Below are 19,970 nucleotides of genomic sequence, written 5' to 3'. Positions count from 1 at the left end.
GCGTCACGGCTTGGCCTGCCCGTCCTCCCGAATACCCGCGCGCAGCCTGGCCGCCTGCTCCTCCAGCCGCCGCGCCTGCTCCTCCAGCGTCGGGCCGGAGGGCGGCGGCTCGGCCGGTTCGTCGTCGTGGAGCTTGCCGGCCTCGGCCTTGAAGATCCGCAGGGACCGGCCGACGGCGCGGGCCGTCTCCGGGAGCTTCTTCGCGCCGAAGAGCAGCACGAAGACCAGGGCGATGATGAGGATTTCTGCCCATCCGAGATCCTGCATGAGGAGTCCTAACGTTGCTCGGATGCGCAAGTATAGGAGTGTCCAGGCGCATCGAAGACGCCACCTGCCGGTCGAGCGCCGCCGCCGCTGGATCGCATGATCACCAGATGGTTGACAGAGATCTGATGACAAGGTCATTCTGTTCGGCGGCCCACCCCCAAAGGGTCCTAAAAAACTCAACAATCGGCAGGCGTGACAATGACGTCAGATGCACCACCCTTGGCATCTGTTCTGCACCTTTACCAGGAGCAGTTGTACGCGGCCCCCGAAAGGGTCGCTGTTTCGGCCGGGCAAGAACACCTCACTTACCGGCAGTTAGATCGCCTGGCCAACGGCATCGCCGACCAGCTGCGTCATCTCACGATGACCGGACAGCGGTGGGTCGCCGTGCTCGCCGGCCGTTCCATCCGGCTGGTCGCGGGGCAGCTCGGCGCGATGAAGGCGGGCGTCGCCTTCGCGCCGATCGACCCGGCCACGCCCGTGGAGCGGATCCACGCCATGCTGGCGGGAGCCGCGGCCGTGATCACGGCGCCGGAGTGGAGATCGCTGGTCCCCGACGGCATCCCGGTGATCGACACCCCCGCCGAGGCGGACGCCTCACCCCCGCCCGACGTCGAGCCCGACGACCTCGCCTACGTCGTCCACACCTCCGGCTCGACGGGGACACCCAAGGGCGTGCTCGTCCCCCACCGCGCGCTGACCAACCTGATCGGGTGGTCCCACGAGACCTTCGGCCTCGGTGGCCGTGCCTCGCTGCTCACCAGCCCCAACTTCGACCCGTCGGTCTGGGAGATCTGGATGTGCCTGACCGCGGGCACCACGATGGTCATCCCCACCGAGGAGATCCGGCTCTCGCTGCCCGCGCTCCGCGACTGGATCGTGGATCAGGAGCTGACCACCTGCTACGCGCCCACTCCCATCGCGGAGGGCCTGCTCGGCCTGTCCTGGCCGGAGGAGACCGAGCTCGCGACGCTGAGCACCGGCGGTGATCGCCTCACCACCTACCCGAGGCCCGGGCTGCCCTTCCGCCTCATCAACCTGTACGGCCCGGCGGAATGCGCCGTCAACGCCATCGCCGGCGAGGTGCCCGTCCACGACGGCCAGAGCCGCCCGCCCGCGCTCGGCTCGCCGCTGCCCGGCGTCACCGTCCGCCTCCTGAACGAGGAGATGCGGCCGGTCGACGAGGGCGAGATCCACCTCGGCGGCGTGTGCGTCGGCCTGGGCTACCTCGACCGGTCCGACCTCACCGCCGAGCGATTCGTCCGGGATCGCGACGGGCAGTTGCTCTACCGCACCGGCGACCTGGCCCGCCGCAACCGGGCCGGCGAGATCGAGTTCCTGGGACGCCTCGACGACCAGGTCAAGATCCGCGGCAACCGGGTGGAGCTCGGCGAGGTCGAGACCGTGCTCGGCCGTCACGAGCGGGTACGGGCCGCCACCACCGCCGTCCGCGGCCACGAGCTGGTCGCCTACGTCGTGGGCACGGCGACCGAGCAGGAGGCCCGCGCCCACCTGCGCAGGTTCCTGCCCGACTACATGATCCCCACGGCCTGGGTCTTCCTGGACGAGCTCCCGCTGACCGGCAACGGCAAGGTGGACCGGGCCGCGCTGCCCGACCCGGTCCGCGCGCCCCGCTCGATCACGCCGCCCGCCACCCCCACGGAGGCGCTGCTCGCCGAGATCTGGCAGGACGTCCTGGGCGCCGGGCCGATCGGCGCCGACGACGACTTCCTGGCGCTGGGCGGCCAGTCGCTGCTGGCGATGCGCATCGCCGCCCGCGCCTTCGAGAAGCTGGGCAAGCCGGTCGAGCCCCGGATGCTCTTCGAACATCTCACGCTCGCCGCCCTCGCCCACGCGATCGACGACCTGCCGGAGGCGACGGCCGTCACCGCGGCCCAGGGCGGGCTCACGCCCGCGCAGCGCCGCCTCTGGTTCATCGACCAGGTCGCGCCGGGCTCGCAGTACAACGTGCCCATCCTGTTCGCCCTGGACGGCCCCCTCGACACCGGGCGCCTGGAGAACGCGATCAACGAGATCGTGCGCAGGCATCCGCCCCTGCGCACCCGCTACGAAGAGCGCGACGGCGAGCCGGTGCCCGTGATCGGCGAAGCGGCGCCCGTACGGATCAAGGTCATGGACGCCACCCCGCGTGGCGCGCACGCCCTGGCGCTGCACCACGCGCGCGACCCCTTCGACCTGCGCGATGGTCCCGTGCTGCGGGCGCTGCTGCTCCGGCTCGGCGACGACCGGCACCGGCTGCTGGTGACCGTCCACCACATCGCGTTCGACGGCTGGTCGGCCGGGGTCTTCCTGGACGAGCTGGCGCGGCTCTACGCCGGGGAGAGCCTGCCTGCGGCGGCCTGGCCGTACCGGCGCGGGCAGAGCCTGGACGGCCTGCCGTACTGGAGGAAGGTCCTGGACTCGCCGCCCGAACGGCTGGGGCTGCCCGCGGACGGCCCGGGGGCGGCCCAGGGATCGGCAGGGCTGTCCCGGCGCGGCGGCCGGGTCCGGGCCACGCTGCCGGACGGGCTGCTCGCCGAGCTGGAGTCGCTGGGCAGGCGCACCCAGGCCAGCCCGTTCATGGTGCTGTTCGCGGCCTTCCAGGCGCTGCTGCACCGCTACAGCGGCCAGGACGACATCGTGACGGGCGTGCCGTTCTCCGGCAGGGAGACGCCGGGCGCGGACTCGATGATCGGCTTCTACGTGGAGACGCTGCCGATCAGGACCCGTCTGGACGGCGATCCGACCTTCGAGCGGCTGCTCGCACAGGTGCGGGCGACGGTCCTGGCCACGCCTTCGGACGTGCCGCTCGAGGAGATCGTACGAGAGCTGTGCCCCGACGGCCGGCCGCCCTTCGACGTGATGTTCGCGATGCAGGAGCCGGCGGACGCCAGGCGGGGCGACGGGGTGACCTTCCGGATCCTCGAGGAGGTCGAGAACGGCGGCGCCAAGGCCGACCTGGTGCTCTACGCCGAAGGGCGGGAGATGAGCCTGGAGTTCGCCACCGACCTGTTCGAGCGCGCCACCGCGGAGCGGCTGCTGGGCCACTACGTGCGCGTCCTGGAGCAGGTGGCGGCCGACCCGGCGGCGCCGCTCGCCGCGCTGCTCGCCCGCGAGCACGAGCCCCCCGGCCGGGGCCCCGACCAGTGCCTGCACCGGCTCTTCGAGCAGCAGGCCGACAGGACGCCCGACGCGGTCGCCGTCGAGTTCGAGGGCGCCGCCCTCACGTACGCCGAGCTCGACCGGCGGGCCAACAGGCTGGCCCACCTGCTGCGCGGGCTCGGGGTCGGCCCGGAGGTGCCGGTCGCCCTGCACGTACGGCGCTCGCTCGACCTGCCCGTGGCCCTGCTGGGGATCCTGAAGTCGGGCGGCGCGTACGTGCCGCTCGACCCCTCCTACCCCGAGGGACGCCTCACCCAGGTGCTCGGCCGCGTCGACACCCCGGTCCTGGTGACGCACCGGGCGCTGGCCGGCGGCCTGCCGCACGAGCGGCCCGTGCACGTCGACACCGACCTCGACGGACAGCCCGAACACCGGCCGGACAGCGGCGTCACCCCGGACGACCTGGCCTACATCCTGTTCACCTCGGGCTCGACCGGACAGCCCAAGGGCGTGGCGATGCCGCACCGCCCGGTCGCCAACCTCATGGCCTGGCACAGCGGCGCCTACCGGAGCCTGCAGTTCACCGCGCTCGGCTTCGACGTCTCGGTGCAGGAGATCTTCAGCACCTGGGCGTACGGCGGGACCCTGATCATGGTCAGCGACGAGGTCCGGCGCGACCCGGCCGCCCTGCTCGACCACGTCGCCCGGACCCGCGTGGAGCGGATCTTCCTCCCCTTCGTGGCGCTGCAGTCGCTGGCCGGCGCCGGGGTCGAGCCGCCCGCCACGCTGCGCGAGGTGATCACCGCGGGCGAGCAGCTCCAGGTCACCCCGCAGCTCGAGCGGTTCGTCAAGCCGTGGATGACGCTGCACAACCAGTACGGGCCGACCGAGGGCGCGATCATCGACATCGCCCATACGCTCACCGGCCCTCCGGCGGACTGGCCCCGGCTGCCGCCCATCGGCAAGCCGGTCACCGGCGTCCAGGCACTGATCCTGAACCGCCTGGGCCACGAGGCGCCCGACGGCGTCCCCGGCGAGCTGCACCTCGGCGGCGCCTGCCTGGCCAGGGGCTACCACGGCCAGCCCGAGCTGACGCGCGAACGTTTCATCACCTGGCGGGACGGGCGCCGGCTCTACCGGACCGGGGACCTGGCCCGCCGCAACGAGGCCGGGGAGATCGAGTTCCTGGGCCGCGCGGACGACCAGGTCAAGATCCGCGGTTACCGGGTCGAGCCCGGCGAGATCGCCGCGGTGCTGGCCGGGCATCCGGCCGTGCGGGAGGCGTTCGTCATGGCTCTGGAGGGCAGGCTGGTGGCCTACGTGGTCGCCGACGGGACCCCCGAGCTGCGTCCCTACCTGGCCGGACGGCTGCCCGAGTACATGGTGCCGAGCACGTTCGTCGCGCTGGACGCCCTGCCGGTGAACCCTTCGGGCAAGGTGGACCGGCACGCCCTGCCGGACCCCGGCCAGAGCGTGCGGACCGTCGCGGCGCCGCTCACCCCGGTGGAGCAGACCATCGCCGCCATCTGGCAGGAGGTGCTGGGCGGGGCGGTCGGGCGGCACGACAACCTCTTCGAGCTGGGCGGCCACTCGCTCAACGCGACCCGGATCGCCTCCCGGTTGCACGAGGCGCTGGACGTGCGGGTGCCGCTGCGGACGCTCTTCGCCCACCCGACCGTCGCCGAGCTCGCCGCCCAGCTCACGTCGCCGGACGTGGAGGCGGCGGCCGAGCTCTATCTCATGGTCGCCGCGTATTCAGATGACGAGGCCGAGGCCCTGCTGCGGTCTATGGAAGGTGACGAATGAGCCTGTCAGACCAGCAGCGCCAGCTCCTGGAAGCGTTACGCAAGAAGAAGCAGCAGCAGGCCGCGCCGCTCAGGCCCGACCGGCTGCCGATGTCCTTCACCCAGCTCCGCGCCTGGTACCTGGACCGGATGGCCCCGGGCGCCGCGCACTACCTCATCCCGCTCGCCTTCCGCATCGAAGGCCCGCTCGACCGCGACGCGCTGCACCGCGCGTTGAACGCCCTGGTGGCCAGGCACGAGAGCCTGCGCACCACGTTCGCCATGGACGAGGACGGCCCGTACCAGATCGTGGCCCGCTCGCTGGCGATCGACCTGGCGGACGCCGCCGACGGCACGCCGATGGACCTGACCACCGGCCCGCTCATCCGCGCGCACCTGGAGCGCGAAGGCGCGGACCGGCACGTCCTGCACCTCACGCTCCACCACATCGTCGCCGACGCCTGGTCGCTGGACGTGCTGCGCCGGGAGCTGGGCGCGCTCTACGACGGCCGGGAGCTGCCGGCGTTGTCCCGGCAGTACCCCGACTACGCGATCTGGCAGCGGGAGAACGACTACGGCCGGGATCTGGACTTCTGGCGGGAGACGCTGGCGGGCGCGCCGCCGATCAGCGAGCTGCCGGCGGACCTGCCCCGGCCGGCCGTCCAGACGTACGCGGGCGCCGAGCTGCCCTTCTCCCTCGACCTGCCGCGCGAGGAGTTCAAGGCGTACTGCCGGAGCCTGGGCGCCACCCCCTACATGGTGCTGTTCGCGGCCTATCTGGTGGTGCTCTCCCGGCGCTCGGGCCGGCGGGACCTGGTGGTGGGAACGCCCATCGCCAACCGGGACAGGGTCGAGTTCGAGGGCCTGATCGGGTTCTTCACCAACACCCTGGCCATCCGCGCCGACCTGTCGGGCGACCCGTCGTTCGCCGAGGTGGTCGAGCGGGTCAAGGACGCGGTGCTCGACGCTCACGACCACCAGGGGATGCCCTTCGAGCGGCTGGTGGAGGAGCTCAACCCGGAGCGCCGCCTGGACCGCAGCCCGGTGTTCCAGACGATGTTCAACATGCTGCCCGAGGCCACCGCGGCGCTGGAGCTGGACGGGCTGGCGGTCACCCCCGTGGAGATCGCCGAGCACACGGCCAAGTTCGATCTGACCGTGGGCGTCCGCGAGACCCTGGACGGGCTCGTGGAGTACAACACGGACCTGTTCCACGCGGGGACGATCCGCGATCTCGTGGCAGACCTCCGGCGAGTACTCTCGGCGGCCATGGCCGGGGACGAGGCGCCCGGGGAGATGCCGCGTCACCAGATCTCCCAGCTCGTCACCCGGGCCTGGCGCGAAGCGCTGGGCAGCGACGCCTTCGGCCCCGACGACAACTTCTTCGACGTGGGCGGCCACTCGCTGCTGGTCCTGCAGGTGCACGAGCGGCTGCGCAAGCGGTTCAGCCTGACGGTCACCGACCTGTTCAGGTTCCCGACGATCGCCTCGCTGACGGCCTACCTGAGCCCTGACGCGCCGGCGCCCGCGGCGGTCGCGAGCACCGCGCCCGCCGGCGGCGCGCTCGCCATCGTCGGCATGGCCTGCCGCTTCCCCGGCGCCACCGGGCCGGAGGAGTTCTGGGCGGCGATCCGCGACGGCGTCGAAGCCGTACAGGACTTCACCGACGAGGAGCTGCTCGCCGACGGCGAGGACCCCGACCGGCTGGCGGACCCCGCCTACGTCAGGTCGGGGACGGTGCTGGACGGCATCGACCTGTTCGACGCCACGCTGTTCGAGTTCACGCCGCGTGAGGCCGAGATCCTCGACCCGCAGCAGCGCCTGTTCCTGGAGACCGCCTGGGAGGCGCTGGAGGACGCGGGCTGCGACCCCGCCCGCCACCCGGGGCGCATCGGCGTCTTCGCCGGTTCGGCGATGAGCAGCTACTACATCGAGAACCTGCTGGCCGCGCCCGACGTGCTCAGGGCCGTGGGCGAGTACCAGGTCATGCTCGGCAACGACAAGGACTCCCTGCCGACCAGGACCTCGTACAAGCTCGACCTGCGCGGGCCGAGCGTCAGCGTCAACAGCGCCTGCTCCACCTCGCTGGTCGCGCTCCACCTGGCCAGGCAGAGCCTGATCGCGGGCGACTGCGACCTCGCGCTGGCCGGGGCGGTGCGGGTCAACGCCTGGAGCCGCCGCGGCTACCTGTACCAGAGCGGCGGCATCGGCTCGCCGGACGGCCACTGCCGGCCCTTCGACGCCGAGGCCCAGGGCACGATCGGCGCCAGCGGCGTGGGCATCGTCGTGCTGAAGCGGCTGGAAGACGCCCTCGCCGCGGGCGATCCCATCCACGCCGTCGTACGCGGCTCCGCGGTCAACAACGACGGCACCAGGAAGATCGGCTACACCGCGCCGGCCGTGGACGGGCAGGCCGAGGTCATCACCGCGGCGCTGGCCTCGGCCGGCGTGGACCCCGGCACGATCGGCTACGTCGAGGCGCACGGCACGGGCACCGCGCTCGGCGATCCCATCGAGGTCGCGGCGCTCTCCCAGGTCTTCACCGGGGATCGGCCGATCGCGCTGGGCTCGGTCAAGTCCAACATCGGCCATGCCGACGCCGCCGCCGGGATGGCCGGGCTGATCAAGACCGTGCTGGCGCTCAAGCACCGTACGCTGCCACCCACGGTCAACTTCGCGACGCCCAACCCGCGCATCGACTTCAGCCCGTTCTACGTGCCCACCGCCGGCGCGGAATGGCCGCAGGGCCAGGGACCGCGCAGGGCGGGCGTCAGCGCGTTCGGGATGGGCGGCACCAACGCCCACGTGGTGCTGGAGGAGGCGCCCGAACAGCCCGCCGCCCCGCCGGCGACCGGCCCGCACCTGCTCGTCATGTCGGCCGCCGGCGACTCGGCGCTGACGGAGACGGCCACGCGGCTGCGCGCCCACCTGGCCGCGCATCCGGACGCGGACCTGGGCGAGGTCGCCGCCACCCTCCGGCACGGCCGCCGCCAGCTGCGGCACCGCGGCATCCTGGTCGCCGAGGACCACCGGTCGGCACAGGACGCCGAGCTCGTCGCGGGCGAGTCACGCCCGCGCGAGATCGCCTTCCTCTTCCCCGGCCAGGGCGCGCAACGCCGCGGGATGGGCGCGGGCCTGTATCGATCGGAGAGCGTCTTCCGCGCCACCGTCGACGCCTGCTCCGGCCTCCTCGAGCCGCACCTCGGCCTCGACCTGCGCGAGGTCCTGTACGGCGAGGCCGGCGATCTCGACCAGACCTGGCTCACCCAGCCCGCGCTCTTCGTCACCGAGTACGCGCTCGCCCGCGCACTGATCGAGCGCGGGGTCCGCCCGGCGATGATGGCCGGGCACAGCATCGGCGAGTACGTCGCCGCCTGCCTGGCCGGGGTCTTCACCTTGGAGGACGCGCTGCGCCTGGTCGCCGCCCGCGGCCGCCTGGTGCAGAGCCTGCCCCCCGGCTCGATGCTGGCCGTGCCGCTGCCCGAGTCCGAGGTCGGCGACCTGCTCGGCGAGGACATCTCGCTGGCCGCGGTCAACGCCCCCGAGCTGTGCGTCCTGGCCGGCCCCGAGCAGGCCGTCGCCGAGCTGGAGCGGCGGCTGGCGGGGCAGGGCGTCGCCTGCCGCGCGCTGCGCACCTCCCACGCCTTCCACTCCGCCATGCTGGATCCGGTGCTCGACGCCTTCGCCGCCGAGGTCGCCTCGGTGCAGCTGGGGGCGCCGGACCTGCCGTACCTGTCCAACGTCACGGGCGGCTGGGTGTCCGGCGCCGAGACCAAGGACCCCGCCTACTGGGTGCGCCACCTGCGGGAGACCGTGCGGTTCGCCGACTGCGCCGGCGCCCTGGTGGCCGCCGACGCCGCGGTGATCGAGGCGGGGCCGGGCCGTACGCTGACCACCCTGGTCCGCCGCCAGGGAGGCCAGGCGGCGGTCGCCCCGTTCACCGAGCCGGACAGCGGGCAGTCCGCCCTGCTGGACGGCATCGGACGGCTGTGGGTGAGCGGTGCCGGCATCGACTGGACGGCGTTCGGCCCGCCGGGCAGGCGGGTGCCGCTGCCCACGTACCCGTTCGAGCGGCGGCGCTACTGGATCGGGCCGCGCGCCCGGCGCTTCGAGATCGCGTCGGCGGCTTCGGCACCGCTGACGGCAGCGGAGCCGGTGGCGCAGGCTCGGGCGGTCCAGGAGCTCGACGCGGTCGCCGCCGCCTGGCAGGACGTGCTCGGCATCGTGCCCGCCGGCCCGCAGGACGACTTCTTCGGCCTGGGCGGCGACTCCCTCGTGGCCACCCAGCTCGCCTCCCGCCTCGGCCTGCCGATCGAGGCGATCTTCGAGCATCCGACGCTGGCCGGCCAGCGGGCGCTCGTCGCCGCGGCGCCCGCCCCCGCGCTGGTCCCGGCCGTCGCTTCGGTGGGAGCCCGCGAGGTGATCCCCGTCGTCGAGGATCCCGGTCCCGCGCCCGTCTCGTTCATCCAGCGGCGCATGTGGTTCATCGACCAGGTGCACGGCTCGGCCGCGTACGCCGTGGCCACGGGGCTGGACCTGCGGGGCGAGCTGGACGTGGAGCGGCTGCACGGCGCCCTGCGCGAGCTGGTTCGGCGGCACGAGTCGCTGCGGACCGTCTTCCGAGCCCCGGACGGCGAACCGGTGCAGGTGGTGCTGCCCGCAGGGGAGGTGCCGCTGCCGGTCGAGGACTGCGACGACGCCGAACGGGCGCTGAGCGAGGCCGCGGCCGAACCGTTCGACCTGGCGCACGGCCCGCTGTTCCGGGCCCGGCTGCTGCGGCTCGCCCCGGATCACCACGTCCTGTCGCTCGGCTTCCACCACATCGTCGTGGACGGCTGGTCGATCACCCTGCTGCGGACCGAGCTGGTCGCGCTGTACAACGGCGAGACGCTCCCCGAGCAGCCGGTCAGGTACCGCGACTACGCGCGCTGGCAGCGGGAGCAGGTCGCCGATCTCGGCTTCTGGAAGGAGCGGCTGCGCGGCATCCCGCACAGCCTGGACCTGCCCACGGACCGGCCGCGCCCGCCGATGCAGACCTTCGAGGGGGCGGTCGCCACTCACGTGCTCCCCGCGGAGCTGGCCGGGGGGCTGCGGAAGCTGAGCCAGGAGCGCGGCGCCACGCTCTACATGACGCTGCTGGCCGCGCTCCACACGCTGCTGTACCGCTACAGCGGCCAGGAGGACATCTGCGTCGGCTCGCCGGTGGCCGGGCGCACCCGCCCCGAGTTCGAGGGCATCGCGGGCTGCTTCATCAACACGCTCGTCATGCGGGCCGCGATGGACGGCTCGATGCCGTACACGCAGCTCCTGGCGCAGGTGCGCGAGTACGCCCTGGGCGCGTACGCGCATCAGGACGTGCCGTTCGAGCAGCTGGTGGAGGAGCTCAACCCGCCCAGGGACCTGTCGCGCAACCCGCTCTTCCAGGTGCTGTTCAACCTGCTCAACCTGCCCCAGAGCGACCTGGACATGAACGGGCCGGCCGTGGAGGAGCTGGCCGTGGAGACCGGCACCGCCCAGGTGGACCTGGTGCTCTACGTCTACGAGCAGGGCGACGAGCTGCTGTGCCGGCTGGAGTACAACACCGCGCTCTACGACGCCGGCACCGCCGGGCGGCTGCTGCGGCACTATGAGACCCTGCTCTCCGCGATCGCCGCGGCACCCGGGACCGCGCTGTCCGGCCTGGACCTCCTCACCGGCGAGGAGCGGGAGGAGCAGCTGGCCTGCCAGGACGTCGAGGTTCCCGACCTGTGCATCCACGAGCTGGTGGAGGCCCAGGCCGACCGGACGCCCGACGCCGTGGCCGTCACCTTCGAGGGCGACTCGCTGACGTACCGGGAGCTGGACGAGCGGGCCAACCGGGTCGCCCGGCGCCTGCGGGCAGCGGGGACGGGACCCGAGACGCTGGTGGGCGTCGCGCTGGAGCGGTCGGCCACGATGCTGGTCAGCCTGCTCGGCGTGCTGAAGGCGGGTGGCGCGTACGTGCCGCTCGACCCGATGTACCCGCAGGAGCGCCAGGACTACATTTTGGACCACTCCGGCATCGGCGTCCTGGTCACCGAGCGCGAGCTGGCCGGCCGCTACACCGGCTACAAGGGCGAGCTGATCCTCACCGACGAGGGGTTCCCGGAAGAGAGCCCGGAACGGCTGCCCGGGCAGGCCACCCGGCAGAACCCCTGCTACGTCCTCTACACCTCGGGTTCCACCGGACGGCCCAAGGGCGTGCGCGTCCAGCACTCCTCGGTCGTCAACTTCCTCACCTCGATGAGCCGCGAGCCCGGCCTGACCGGCCAGGACACGCTCCTGGCCGTCACGACGTCCGCGTTCGACATCTCGGTGCTGGAGCTGTTCCTGCCGCTCACGGTCGGCGCCCGGGTGCTGATCGCGAGCCGCGAGGCGGCCTACGACCCGGTGAGCCTGGCCGCCCTGCTGGAGGACGCGACGGTCATGCAGGCCACCCCGGCCACCTGGCGGCTGCTGCTGTCGGCGGGCTGGGAGGGCAAGCCGGGGCTGAAGGCGCTGTGCGGCGGCGAGGCGCTGCCCGCCGACCTGGCCACCGGCCTGCGCGGGCGCGTGGCCGAGCTGTGGAACATGTACGGGCCGACCGAGACCACGATCTGGTCCACCCTCACCCGCGTCACCGACGGGCCGATCACGATCGGCCACCCGATCGCCAACACCCGGATCCACCTGCTCGACACCGCGATGCAGCTGGTTCCCACCGGCGTGGTCGGCGAGCTCTACATCGGCGGGGCGGGCCTGGCCCGGGACTACCTCCACCAACCCGAGCTGACGGCCGAACGCTTCGTCACCTGGCAGGACGGCAGCCGGCTGTACCGGACCGGTGACCTGGCCCGCCGGCGGGCCGACGGCTCGATCGAGTTCCTCGGCCGGGCGGACGGGCAGGTGAAGGTCCGCGGCTACCGGATCGAACTGGGCGAGATCGAGTCGCTCCTGCTGGCACATCCGGCGGTCCGCGAGGCGGCCGTGGTGGTGCGCGGCTCGGACGAGGACAAGAGCATCGCCGCCTACCTGGCCGCCGATTCCGACCATGACTGGCGCGAATATCTGCGGCGCAAGCTGCCCGACTACATGATCCCTTCGGCGTTCGTGCCGCTGGAGGCGCTGCCGCTCACCCCCAACGGCAAGGTGGACCGCAAGGCGTTGCCGGAGCCGGTGGGCCAGGCACGCGCGGAGGGCGCGGCGGCGCGGACTCCGGCCGAGGTCAAGCTGGTCGAGCTCTGGTCGCAGATCCTGGGCGTGAAGGGGATCGGGATCGACGACGACTTCTTCGCGCTGGGCGGCGACTCCTTCAAGGCCGTGCGCGCCGTACGGGACTCGGGGATCCAGGCGACCGTGCTGGACCTCTTCAAGAACCCCACGATCCGAGCATTCGCCACGCTCGACGGCTCATCGCACGACATCGGCCTCCTGCATGAACTGACGCCTCCGCGCCCGGCGGCCTCGCTGACCCTGGTCTGCGTGCCGTTCGCGGGCGCCGGCGCGATCACGTACCAGCCGCTGGCCGCGGCCCTGCCCGAGCACATCACCATGCTCGCGCTGGAGCCGCCCGGCCACGACACCGGCAATCCCGGCGAACCCATGCTGACCTTCCACGAGCTCGTCGAGGGCTGCGTCAAGGAGATCAGGGAGAAGGTCGACGGGCCACTCGCGCTCTACGGCCACTGCATGGGCGGCGCGCTCACCGTCGAGCTGGCCCGCAGGCTGGAGGAGGAGGGCGTCGAGCCGGAGAAGGTGGTGATCGGCGGGCACTTCCCGGCGCCCCGCCTGCCGGGCAGGGCCTTCGCCTGGTTCCGCAGGACCTTCCCGATGGAGCGGTGGACCTCCAAGCGGCAGGCGCTGGAGTTCCTGCGGGCCATGGGCTTCTTCACCGAGGCGCTGGACCCTCAGGAGCGCGACTTCATCATGGGCGTCTTCCTCCACGACACCCAGGAGGGTGAGGACTACTACACCGAGCTCTACCAGGCGCCCATCAAGAAGCTGTCGGCGCCGCTGGTGTGCGTGGTCGGCGAGAACGACCGCGCCACCGAGCTGCACGAGGAGCGTTTCCGCGAGTGGGAGGCCTTCTCCGACTCGGTGTCGCTGGAGGTTATCCCCAAGGCCGGGCACTACTTCCAGAAGCACCAGGCGACCGAGCTGGCCGGGATCCTCGGCGGCGACGACCGGGCAGCGGCTCCGCTGCCGCCCCGCTACCAGCAGGCCAGCCTGAAGACGTTCTCCCTGGTGGCCTTCGGCCAGCTGGTGTCGCTGATCGGCACCGGGCTGACCACGTTCGGCCTGGGCCTGTGGGCCTACCAGCAGACCCGGTCGGTCTCGATGTTCGCCCTCGTCTCGGTCATGGCCCTGCTGCCCGCCGTCGTGCTGGCGCCGATCGCCGGCGCGGTGGCGGACCGCTTCAACCGCAGGCTCGTCATGATCACCGCCGACTCGGCGGCGGGGTGCGCCTCCGTCTCGCTGGCCGCCCTGCTCTGGACCGGCGGGCTCCAGCTCTGGCACGTCTACCTCATCGTCGCCGTCGGCGCGGTGTCGACGGCCTTCCACCAGCCCGCCTACATGGCGGCCGTGGCCCAGTTGGTGCCCAAACGCTATTACGGCAGGGCCAACGGCCTGACCCAGCTGGGGCAGGCGGCGGGAACCGTACTGGCGCCGCTGCTCGGCGGTGCGCTCGTGGCCGCCGTCGGGCTGAGCGGCATCGTCCTGATCGACCTGTCCACCTTCGCCTTCGCGGTCGTCGTGACCTTGGCGGTCCGGTTCCCGGAGACGCTGTTCAAGAAGCGGGAGGAGCCGTTCTGGCAGGAGGTGACCGGCGGCTGGCGCTACATCAGCCGCAGGCACGGGCTGCTGGCGATCATCCTGTTCACGGCGTTCCTGAACTTCCCGTTCGCGATGGTCGAGGTCCTGTCCACGCCGCTGCTGCTCAGCCTCACCGACACCCGCGGCCTGGGCGTGGCGCTCTCGATGACCGGCATCGGGCTCCTGCTGGGCAGCCTGATCATGACGGTGACCGGCGGCCTGGCGCGGCGCACCAACGGCATCCTCGGCTCCTTCATGGCGCTGGGCGTCGCCTTCGCCGTCATCGGGATCGCGCCCCACCCGGCGCTGCCCGCGATCGGGCTCTTCCTCATTGGGCTGCTCACCGCGTTCCTGAACGCGCACTGGTTCTCCATCGTGCAGCAGAAGGTCGGGCTCGACCTGCAGGGCCGGGTCATCGCCACCAACCTGATGCTCAGCTGGGCGCTGGTCCCGGTCGGGTTCCTCCTGGCCGGACCGCTGGTGGAGCAGGTCTTCAACCCCATCGCCGGCTCCGCGCACGGCCGGGGGATCGCCCTGCTCACCATCGTGGCGGGCGCGGTGACCGTCCTGATCGGGCTGGCGGCCTTCCGCTACCGGCCGGTCCGCTTCCTGGAGGACGAGCTGCCCGACGCGACCCCCGACGCGGTGGCCATCTCCGACAAGGACCTGATCCAGCGGGAGGCCGACAGACAGCTCGTCGCATGACCCCTCCTCTCCCCCGGTACGGCCTGTGCCGGGGGAGAGCCGGGCCGCCCGAGCGCGGTCAGCTCGGCGCCGGAAGCTCGACCAGGCCCGTGAACTCGGGACTGGGCCGGACCTTGATCTCCCGCCACAGCAGCTCCGTGAACGCGCGCACGGCGCGCACCGCCTCCACCAGGTTGCCCTCGGCGAGGTGGATGCGGACGACCAGGCGCTGGGAGCTCTCGCGCAGCGGCTCGTACTCGACGGCGGCCAGCGCGAGGTCCAGCGCGCGACCGTAGGCGCCCTGGGCGAGCTGCCGTTCAGCCATGGCCTCCAGGGTGTGCAACTGGAGCTGACGGACGCGCTCGCGGACGGCGACGACCCACTCGTCGTACCAGCCGGGCAGCAGCACGCCGCGCGGCGGCACCCACGAGCCGTCGTCCTCGGCCTGCGCCGGTCGCCGCACGTGCAGCCGCCGGCTCAGCGCCTGCAGCTCGTCGACGTCGACCGAGACCCGCGGGTCCAGCCGCATGGCCGGGCCGCCCGTGACGATCAGCCCCGGGCAGGCCCGGCCGGCCCGCCAGAGGGTGGTGCGGAGGTCGGCCTGCGCGCGGGCCTCGCTGGAGTCGGGCCACAGGCTGCCTGCGGCGAAGTCACGGGTCGCGGTGCCGTGCAGGCCGAGAAAGGCGACCAGCCGCCGAGCGCTGTGCGGGAGCTCGCCCCACCGTGCACCGCCCGTTTCAGCGCATGCCGACACCTCGAAGGTGCCCAGCAGACGCAGGCTCACCGACCCCTCCGGCCGTGCATCGTACGCCGCGACAGCAGAAGTGCTGTCCATCGGGCGCCCCTCCTCTGCACGAACAGATCCCCCTGGGTTTTATGCCGTCCGCAGATGATCTGTCAATAGGGCGTAACTTTTCGTGAGCGAGGCGGTCATGAGCTGGGCTTTTGAGCTACATTCAGGCGGCCGATAAAATCATGTTGAAACTGCCGAAAATCCCATTCGCCGTTTATTCCAAGCGATATCGAAAAGCACGTGACTCAGCCGTATTTGGTCAGTTCCGGGTGGCGGCGCAGCGTTTCGTAGGTCTTGCGGTCGGGGGCGTAGGCGTCGGCGCGCGACCCGTCCTCGCCGCGTTCGCGGAAGACCTCGCGAAGCCTGTCGACCAGCGGGTCCCACTGCGTGTAGACCGGCTTGAGCTTGTTGAGCGCCTGGATGACGGAGATGACGTCCGGGCCCCGGTACCACGGCGGATGCTCGAGCTCCTTGCGCACCTCGGCGAAGACCGCCCTCTCCTGGTCGCGCAGCGTCATCATGGCGGGGATCAGGCTCCGGAGCTTGGCGTTGCGCTCCTCCACCGCTTCGGCGTCAGGAGCGGGCGCGGGCGGAGGCCCCACCGTCTCCTTCTGGGCGGGCGCGGACGCGGGCGCCAGTGCCGCTTTCAGCTTGCGCAGCTCGCCGCGGATCTCCGTCTGCCGGTCGCCGATCCTGCGCAGCATCTCGGCCACCGCCGCCACGTCGGTGAACTGCTCGGAGGCGGCCGTAATGGCTCTGGCGGCCTTGTCGAGCCTGAGGTTGTCGGCCTTCAGGCCCGCCTGGGCCTCCTCGAAGGCCCCGGCCGCGGCGCGGGCCTTGAGCTGGGCGACCCGGTCGCCCACCACGATCGTCTCGAACGCCTCCCGCTCCTTGGCCAGCTCGGCCGGCCAGTCGTAGCGCACGCCGCCCTCGGCCTGGCCCTGCGGCCGGACCACCGCCTGCACGGCGTCGGACGCGCCGTCGTTGTGGCTCGCGTACTCGGCGAGCGCGCGGCTCATCTCCTCCCTGTCCCCGCCGCCGGCGGCGATCCTGCGGCCGAGGCGCTGCCAGTCCTGGAAGCTCGCGATCCGGCCGCGGAAGGCGTGGTTCCACCTGCCGGGTTCCCGGGAGATCGACGCGATGGTCGCGAAGTCGTCGTCCGACAGCTTCATCCCGATCACCTCGGTGCGGGACTGCAGCAGCTTGCTGCCGCCGGTGGCCAGTTTGAGCGAGCCGGCGACGGGCGACTGGTCGGCGGCGGAGGCCAGCGCGCGGGCCGAGGCCCCCAGGTCGGTCTCCGAGGTCGTGGTGCTGACGTCACCCGTGGCCTTGTTGCCGGGACCGACGGCGGCGGTGACGGCCTGCTCGGTCCGGTACTCCAGTTGCGGGCCCGACGCCACTCCGGCCGTGAGCGCGCCACCCGTCGCCCCGGAGAACAGCTTGTGCGTGCCCGTCTCGTCGACGACCGTCTTCTCCGCGAAGGAATGGGTGGTCGAGATCAACGCCTCCAGCCCCGCGACGCCGACCTTGGGGGTCAGCGTGGTCGACCAGCCGGTGCCGGACTCCGTACCGGCCACCCGGGTGGGGTCGGCGGCGGCCAGGGCGGTCAGTTCGGCCGCGCCGTCGACCGCGAGGATCCGGTCGAACCTGGTCTGGTAGTCCGGGTCGCCGGGGTTCAGGCGGAAGGTGACCGCCCTGGCCTCCGACGTCGTCCTGCCGTAGCTGAGGCCGGCACTCACGGCTCCCGACGAGCCGGACGCGCCGATGGACTTCGCGGTCTCCGACACCACCTCGACCGTGACGAGCACGGCCCCGCCCCTGCGCGCCACCGTGCGCTTGAGCGACCTGCTCCTGCTGTAGGAGACCTCGGCGCCGACCGGCGACCTGCCCGCGCCGGTCACGCCGAGCGAGCCGCCGACGCCCTTCCTGGCCTCCAGGCTCGCCTGGTCGCCCTCGCCGAGCTTGGCCGCCTCGGCGGCCGACAGCGGGGCCGCCAGGGTGGTGAGCAGCTGCCGCGCGTCGTCGACGCTGCCGCGCGCGACGAGGTTGACGACCCGCAGCTCCTGCTCCGCGCCGCCCGACCCGTCGCGGGCCAGGTCCCCGAGGTAGCGCTTGGTCTCCGCCTCGCTGAACCGGTGGACGAACGTCCCGGTCACCGACCCCGTGACCGACAGCGACGCGTTCGCCGTGCCCTTCCGTCCCGCCCCGCCGCCCACCGTACCGGTCGCGCCGATCGTGACGGTCACCATGAGCTGGTACGCCGGCGGCTCCGTCGCCTCCACCCGCGTGGCCTTCACCACCACGCGGGCGTTGCCGGCGACGGACCTGGTGGTGGTGAAGCCGTTGCCGTACGCGGTGGTCCGCTGGGCGCTCGCGGCCCCCTGCCCGCCGAACCCCTCGGGACCGGCGACGACCCCGGCGCTCGCCTGGCGGCCGGTCCGGGTCCCCTGCTGGAGCCTGTCCTCCTCGTCGAACGTCCCCGTGCTGGTGTCCTTGCTCCGGGTGAGGGTCAGGCTGCCCTCGTTCCGTGCCACCGTCGTCCCTGTCGTGCTCTTGGACGTGGCCTCAGGGGCCCCCTTGGAGGGAGCCTGGGTCCCGGGCGCGGGGGCCGCGGACGCTTTCGGCGCCGTACCAGGGGGCGGGGTCGGCACGGGGGTAGCGGGAGCTTTCGGTGTGGTGGCGGGTGCCGGGGTCTTGGCCGGTGCGGGGGCAGGGGCCTGCTGCGGAGCTTCGGGTTTCGGACTGGCCTTGGGCGCCTTCGGCCGGGCCTGGGCCTGCTGGAGGATCTGGTCGTCCGCATCGGCCGGGACCGGGAGGGTCTCCGCCTTGGGCAGCGGGAACGGGATCAGCCGCCGCCGCTTGGCCGGGGGGGCGGCCGGGCCGGGGGGCGGGGCTCCCTCCGGGCGCCCCGGGTAGCGTCGCTCGACGACCGGTTCGGGCCTCGGCGGCTTGGGTGGGAGCTTCTTGATGGCCTCCAGCGCCGGGGAGAGGTTCACGGGGACGTGCTCGCCCAGCGGGTCCTTGGCCCGGCCGGTGCCGACGGTGGCGCCGGCCAGCCCGAGCTTGGCCGCGCAGTGCGGGCAGATCAGGGAGCTGGCGCCGACCGCTATCAGCTTGAGCTTGTGCTTGGCCGCGTGGGCGACCAGCCTCGCCTCCGCGTCCTTGCGCGCCTGCTCCGCTGTGCGCTTGCGCTTCGGCTCGTCCGGCTCCGACGCCTCCCCTTCGGCGGTCCCGCCCTCATGCTGGTCGACGAGATGCAGCCCCGGCTGGGACACCGGTGCGGTCTTCGGCACCACCCCCGACAGAGGAATCGGCTCGGACTTCGGCACCACTCCCGACTGCGGCACCGGTTCGGACTCGGGCTCGGGCTCGTGGGCGTGCGCGAGCGCCGACCCCGGCGCGGGCACCGGGCCGGGAGTCGCTGAAGGGGCCGCTGCCGGTGAAGGGGCGGGCTTGGCGGCCGGAGCCGGTTCGGCGGGTCCGGCCGGTACGACCTTGAGATCGGGAGCCTCCGGCTTCTGCTTCTTCAGGCGGACGGCCTTGACCCACGTCTCCCCCGGCCCCAGGTCGACGAGCTTGCGGCGGCTGCCTTTGGTGGTGGTGACGAGCTCGTGCAGGTTGTCTTCCTCGTCCACGGCGTAGCTGACGGTGACGGTGACGTCACCCCGGATGGAGCCCGCGGCCGCCTCGCGACGCTCCTCAGGGGTGCGCTGGTCCACCGGCAGCGGCTTGTCCTCCTTCTCCGCCTTGGCGGCTTTCGCCTCCTGGCCCGCCTCCCACCGGGCGAGGCTCTTCCGGACGACCCCCTCCATCAGCTCGGTCGCCCGCAGGTCGGCGGCGTCCTGGAACTCCCGCAGCCGGGCGAACGCCGCGACGTCCTCCGGGCTCGCGGGGCCGCCCGTCTCCTCCGCCATGGCCAGCCCGATCGACGCGCTGCCGCCGACGGCCACGTAGCCGCTCTCTGGGCCGCTCTCTGGGCCGCTCTCTGGGCCGCTCTCTGGGCCGCTCTCTGGCCCGCTCTCGTGCGCCACCGCGTCGGCCGCCGCGTGGGCCGCGGCCTCGAGCCCGGCGTGGCGGGTCGGCCGCGGGCCCGCGCCGCCGCGCTGCTGGATGACGTGGGCCAGCTCGTGGGCGAGCAGGTGCCTGCCGTCGGGGGTGTGCGGCGCGAACCTGCCGGGGCCGAAGACGATCCGCTCGCCGACCGTGTACGCGCGGGCCCCCAGCTCGCGCGCCGATCTCCCGGCCGAGCCGTCGGAGTGCACCCTGACCTGGCTGAGGTCCTGCCCGAACCGCTGCTCCATGGCCGTACGCGTCACCCGGTCCAGCGGCTCGCCCCTGCGCGCCAGCTCCCTGCGGGCCGCGGCTGGGACGGGCGCCGAGGCCCGCGCGGGTTCGGCACGTCGGTCGCCGGCCGCCATGGTCACAGTCCGTGCGTGAGCGGCAGCGCGAACGACGTCCGCCAACCGCATTCCGCTGTCAGCCCTTCAGCAAGCCCGCCTGTGCATAGCCGAGCGGCATTCGAGAGAGTA

General features: G+C 72.7%; 5 protein-coding genes. 2 read left to right on the top strand and 3 right to left on the bottom strand.

Annotated features, from left to right (window positions below; genetic code table 11):
• Positions 1-3: 3 nt before the first annotated feature.
• Positions 4-267, bottom strand: coding sequence for a Sec-independent protein translocase subunit TatA (tatA, locus tag ACWEPL_RS57245; RefSeq protein ID WP_350727543.1), 264 nt, complete (start codon positions 265-267; stop codon positions 4-6).
• A 198-nt stretch (positions 268-465) separates the two neighbouring features.
• Here tatA and ACWEPL_RS57240 point away from each other — a divergent pair, with 198 nt between their 5' ends.
• Both ACWEPL_RS57240 and ACWEPL_RS57235 read left to right on the top strand, forming a co-directional pair.
• Positions 466-5,175, top strand: a complete 4,710-nt coding sequence (locus tag ACWEPL_RS57240) for an amino acid adenylation domain-containing protein (protein ID WP_452441627.1) — start codon at positions 466-468, stop codon at positions 5,173-5,175.
• Positions 5,172-14,669: an amino acid adenylation domain-containing protein gene (locus tag ACWEPL_RS57235; RefSeq protein ID WP_452441626.1), complete on the top strand. Its 9,498-nt coding sequence runs from the start codon at positions 5,172-5,174 to the stop codon at positions 14,667-14,669. The genes ACWEPL_RS57240 and ACWEPL_RS57235 overlap by 4 nt, the downstream gene beginning before the upstream one ends.
• Before the next feature lie 58 nt (positions 14,670-14,727).
• Here the strand turns inward: ACWEPL_RS57235 and ACWEPL_RS57230 are convergent, their stop codons facing one another.
• Both ACWEPL_RS57230 and ACWEPL_RS57225 read right to left on the bottom strand, forming a co-directional pair.
• Complete coding sequence (locus tag ACWEPL_RS57230; RefSeq protein ID WP_350727540.1) at positions 14,728-15,432, bottom strand: AfsR/SARP family transcriptional regulator; 705 nt, start codon at positions 15,430-15,432, stop codon at positions 14,728-14,730.
• Between the two features lie 254 nt (positions 15,433-15,686).
• Positions 15,687-19,859, bottom strand: a complete 4,173-nt coding sequence (locus ACWEPL_RS57225) for an eCIS core domain-containing protein (RefSeq protein WP_452441625.1) — start codon at positions 19,857-19,859, stop codon at positions 15,687-15,689.
• Positions 19,860-19,970 lie beyond the last annotated feature (111 nt).

This window comes from Nonomuraea sp. NPDC004186, from assembly GCF_053603495.1.
Note: the sequence above shows the minus strand (reverse complement) of the source record. Positions and strands in the feature narration are given on the sequence as shown.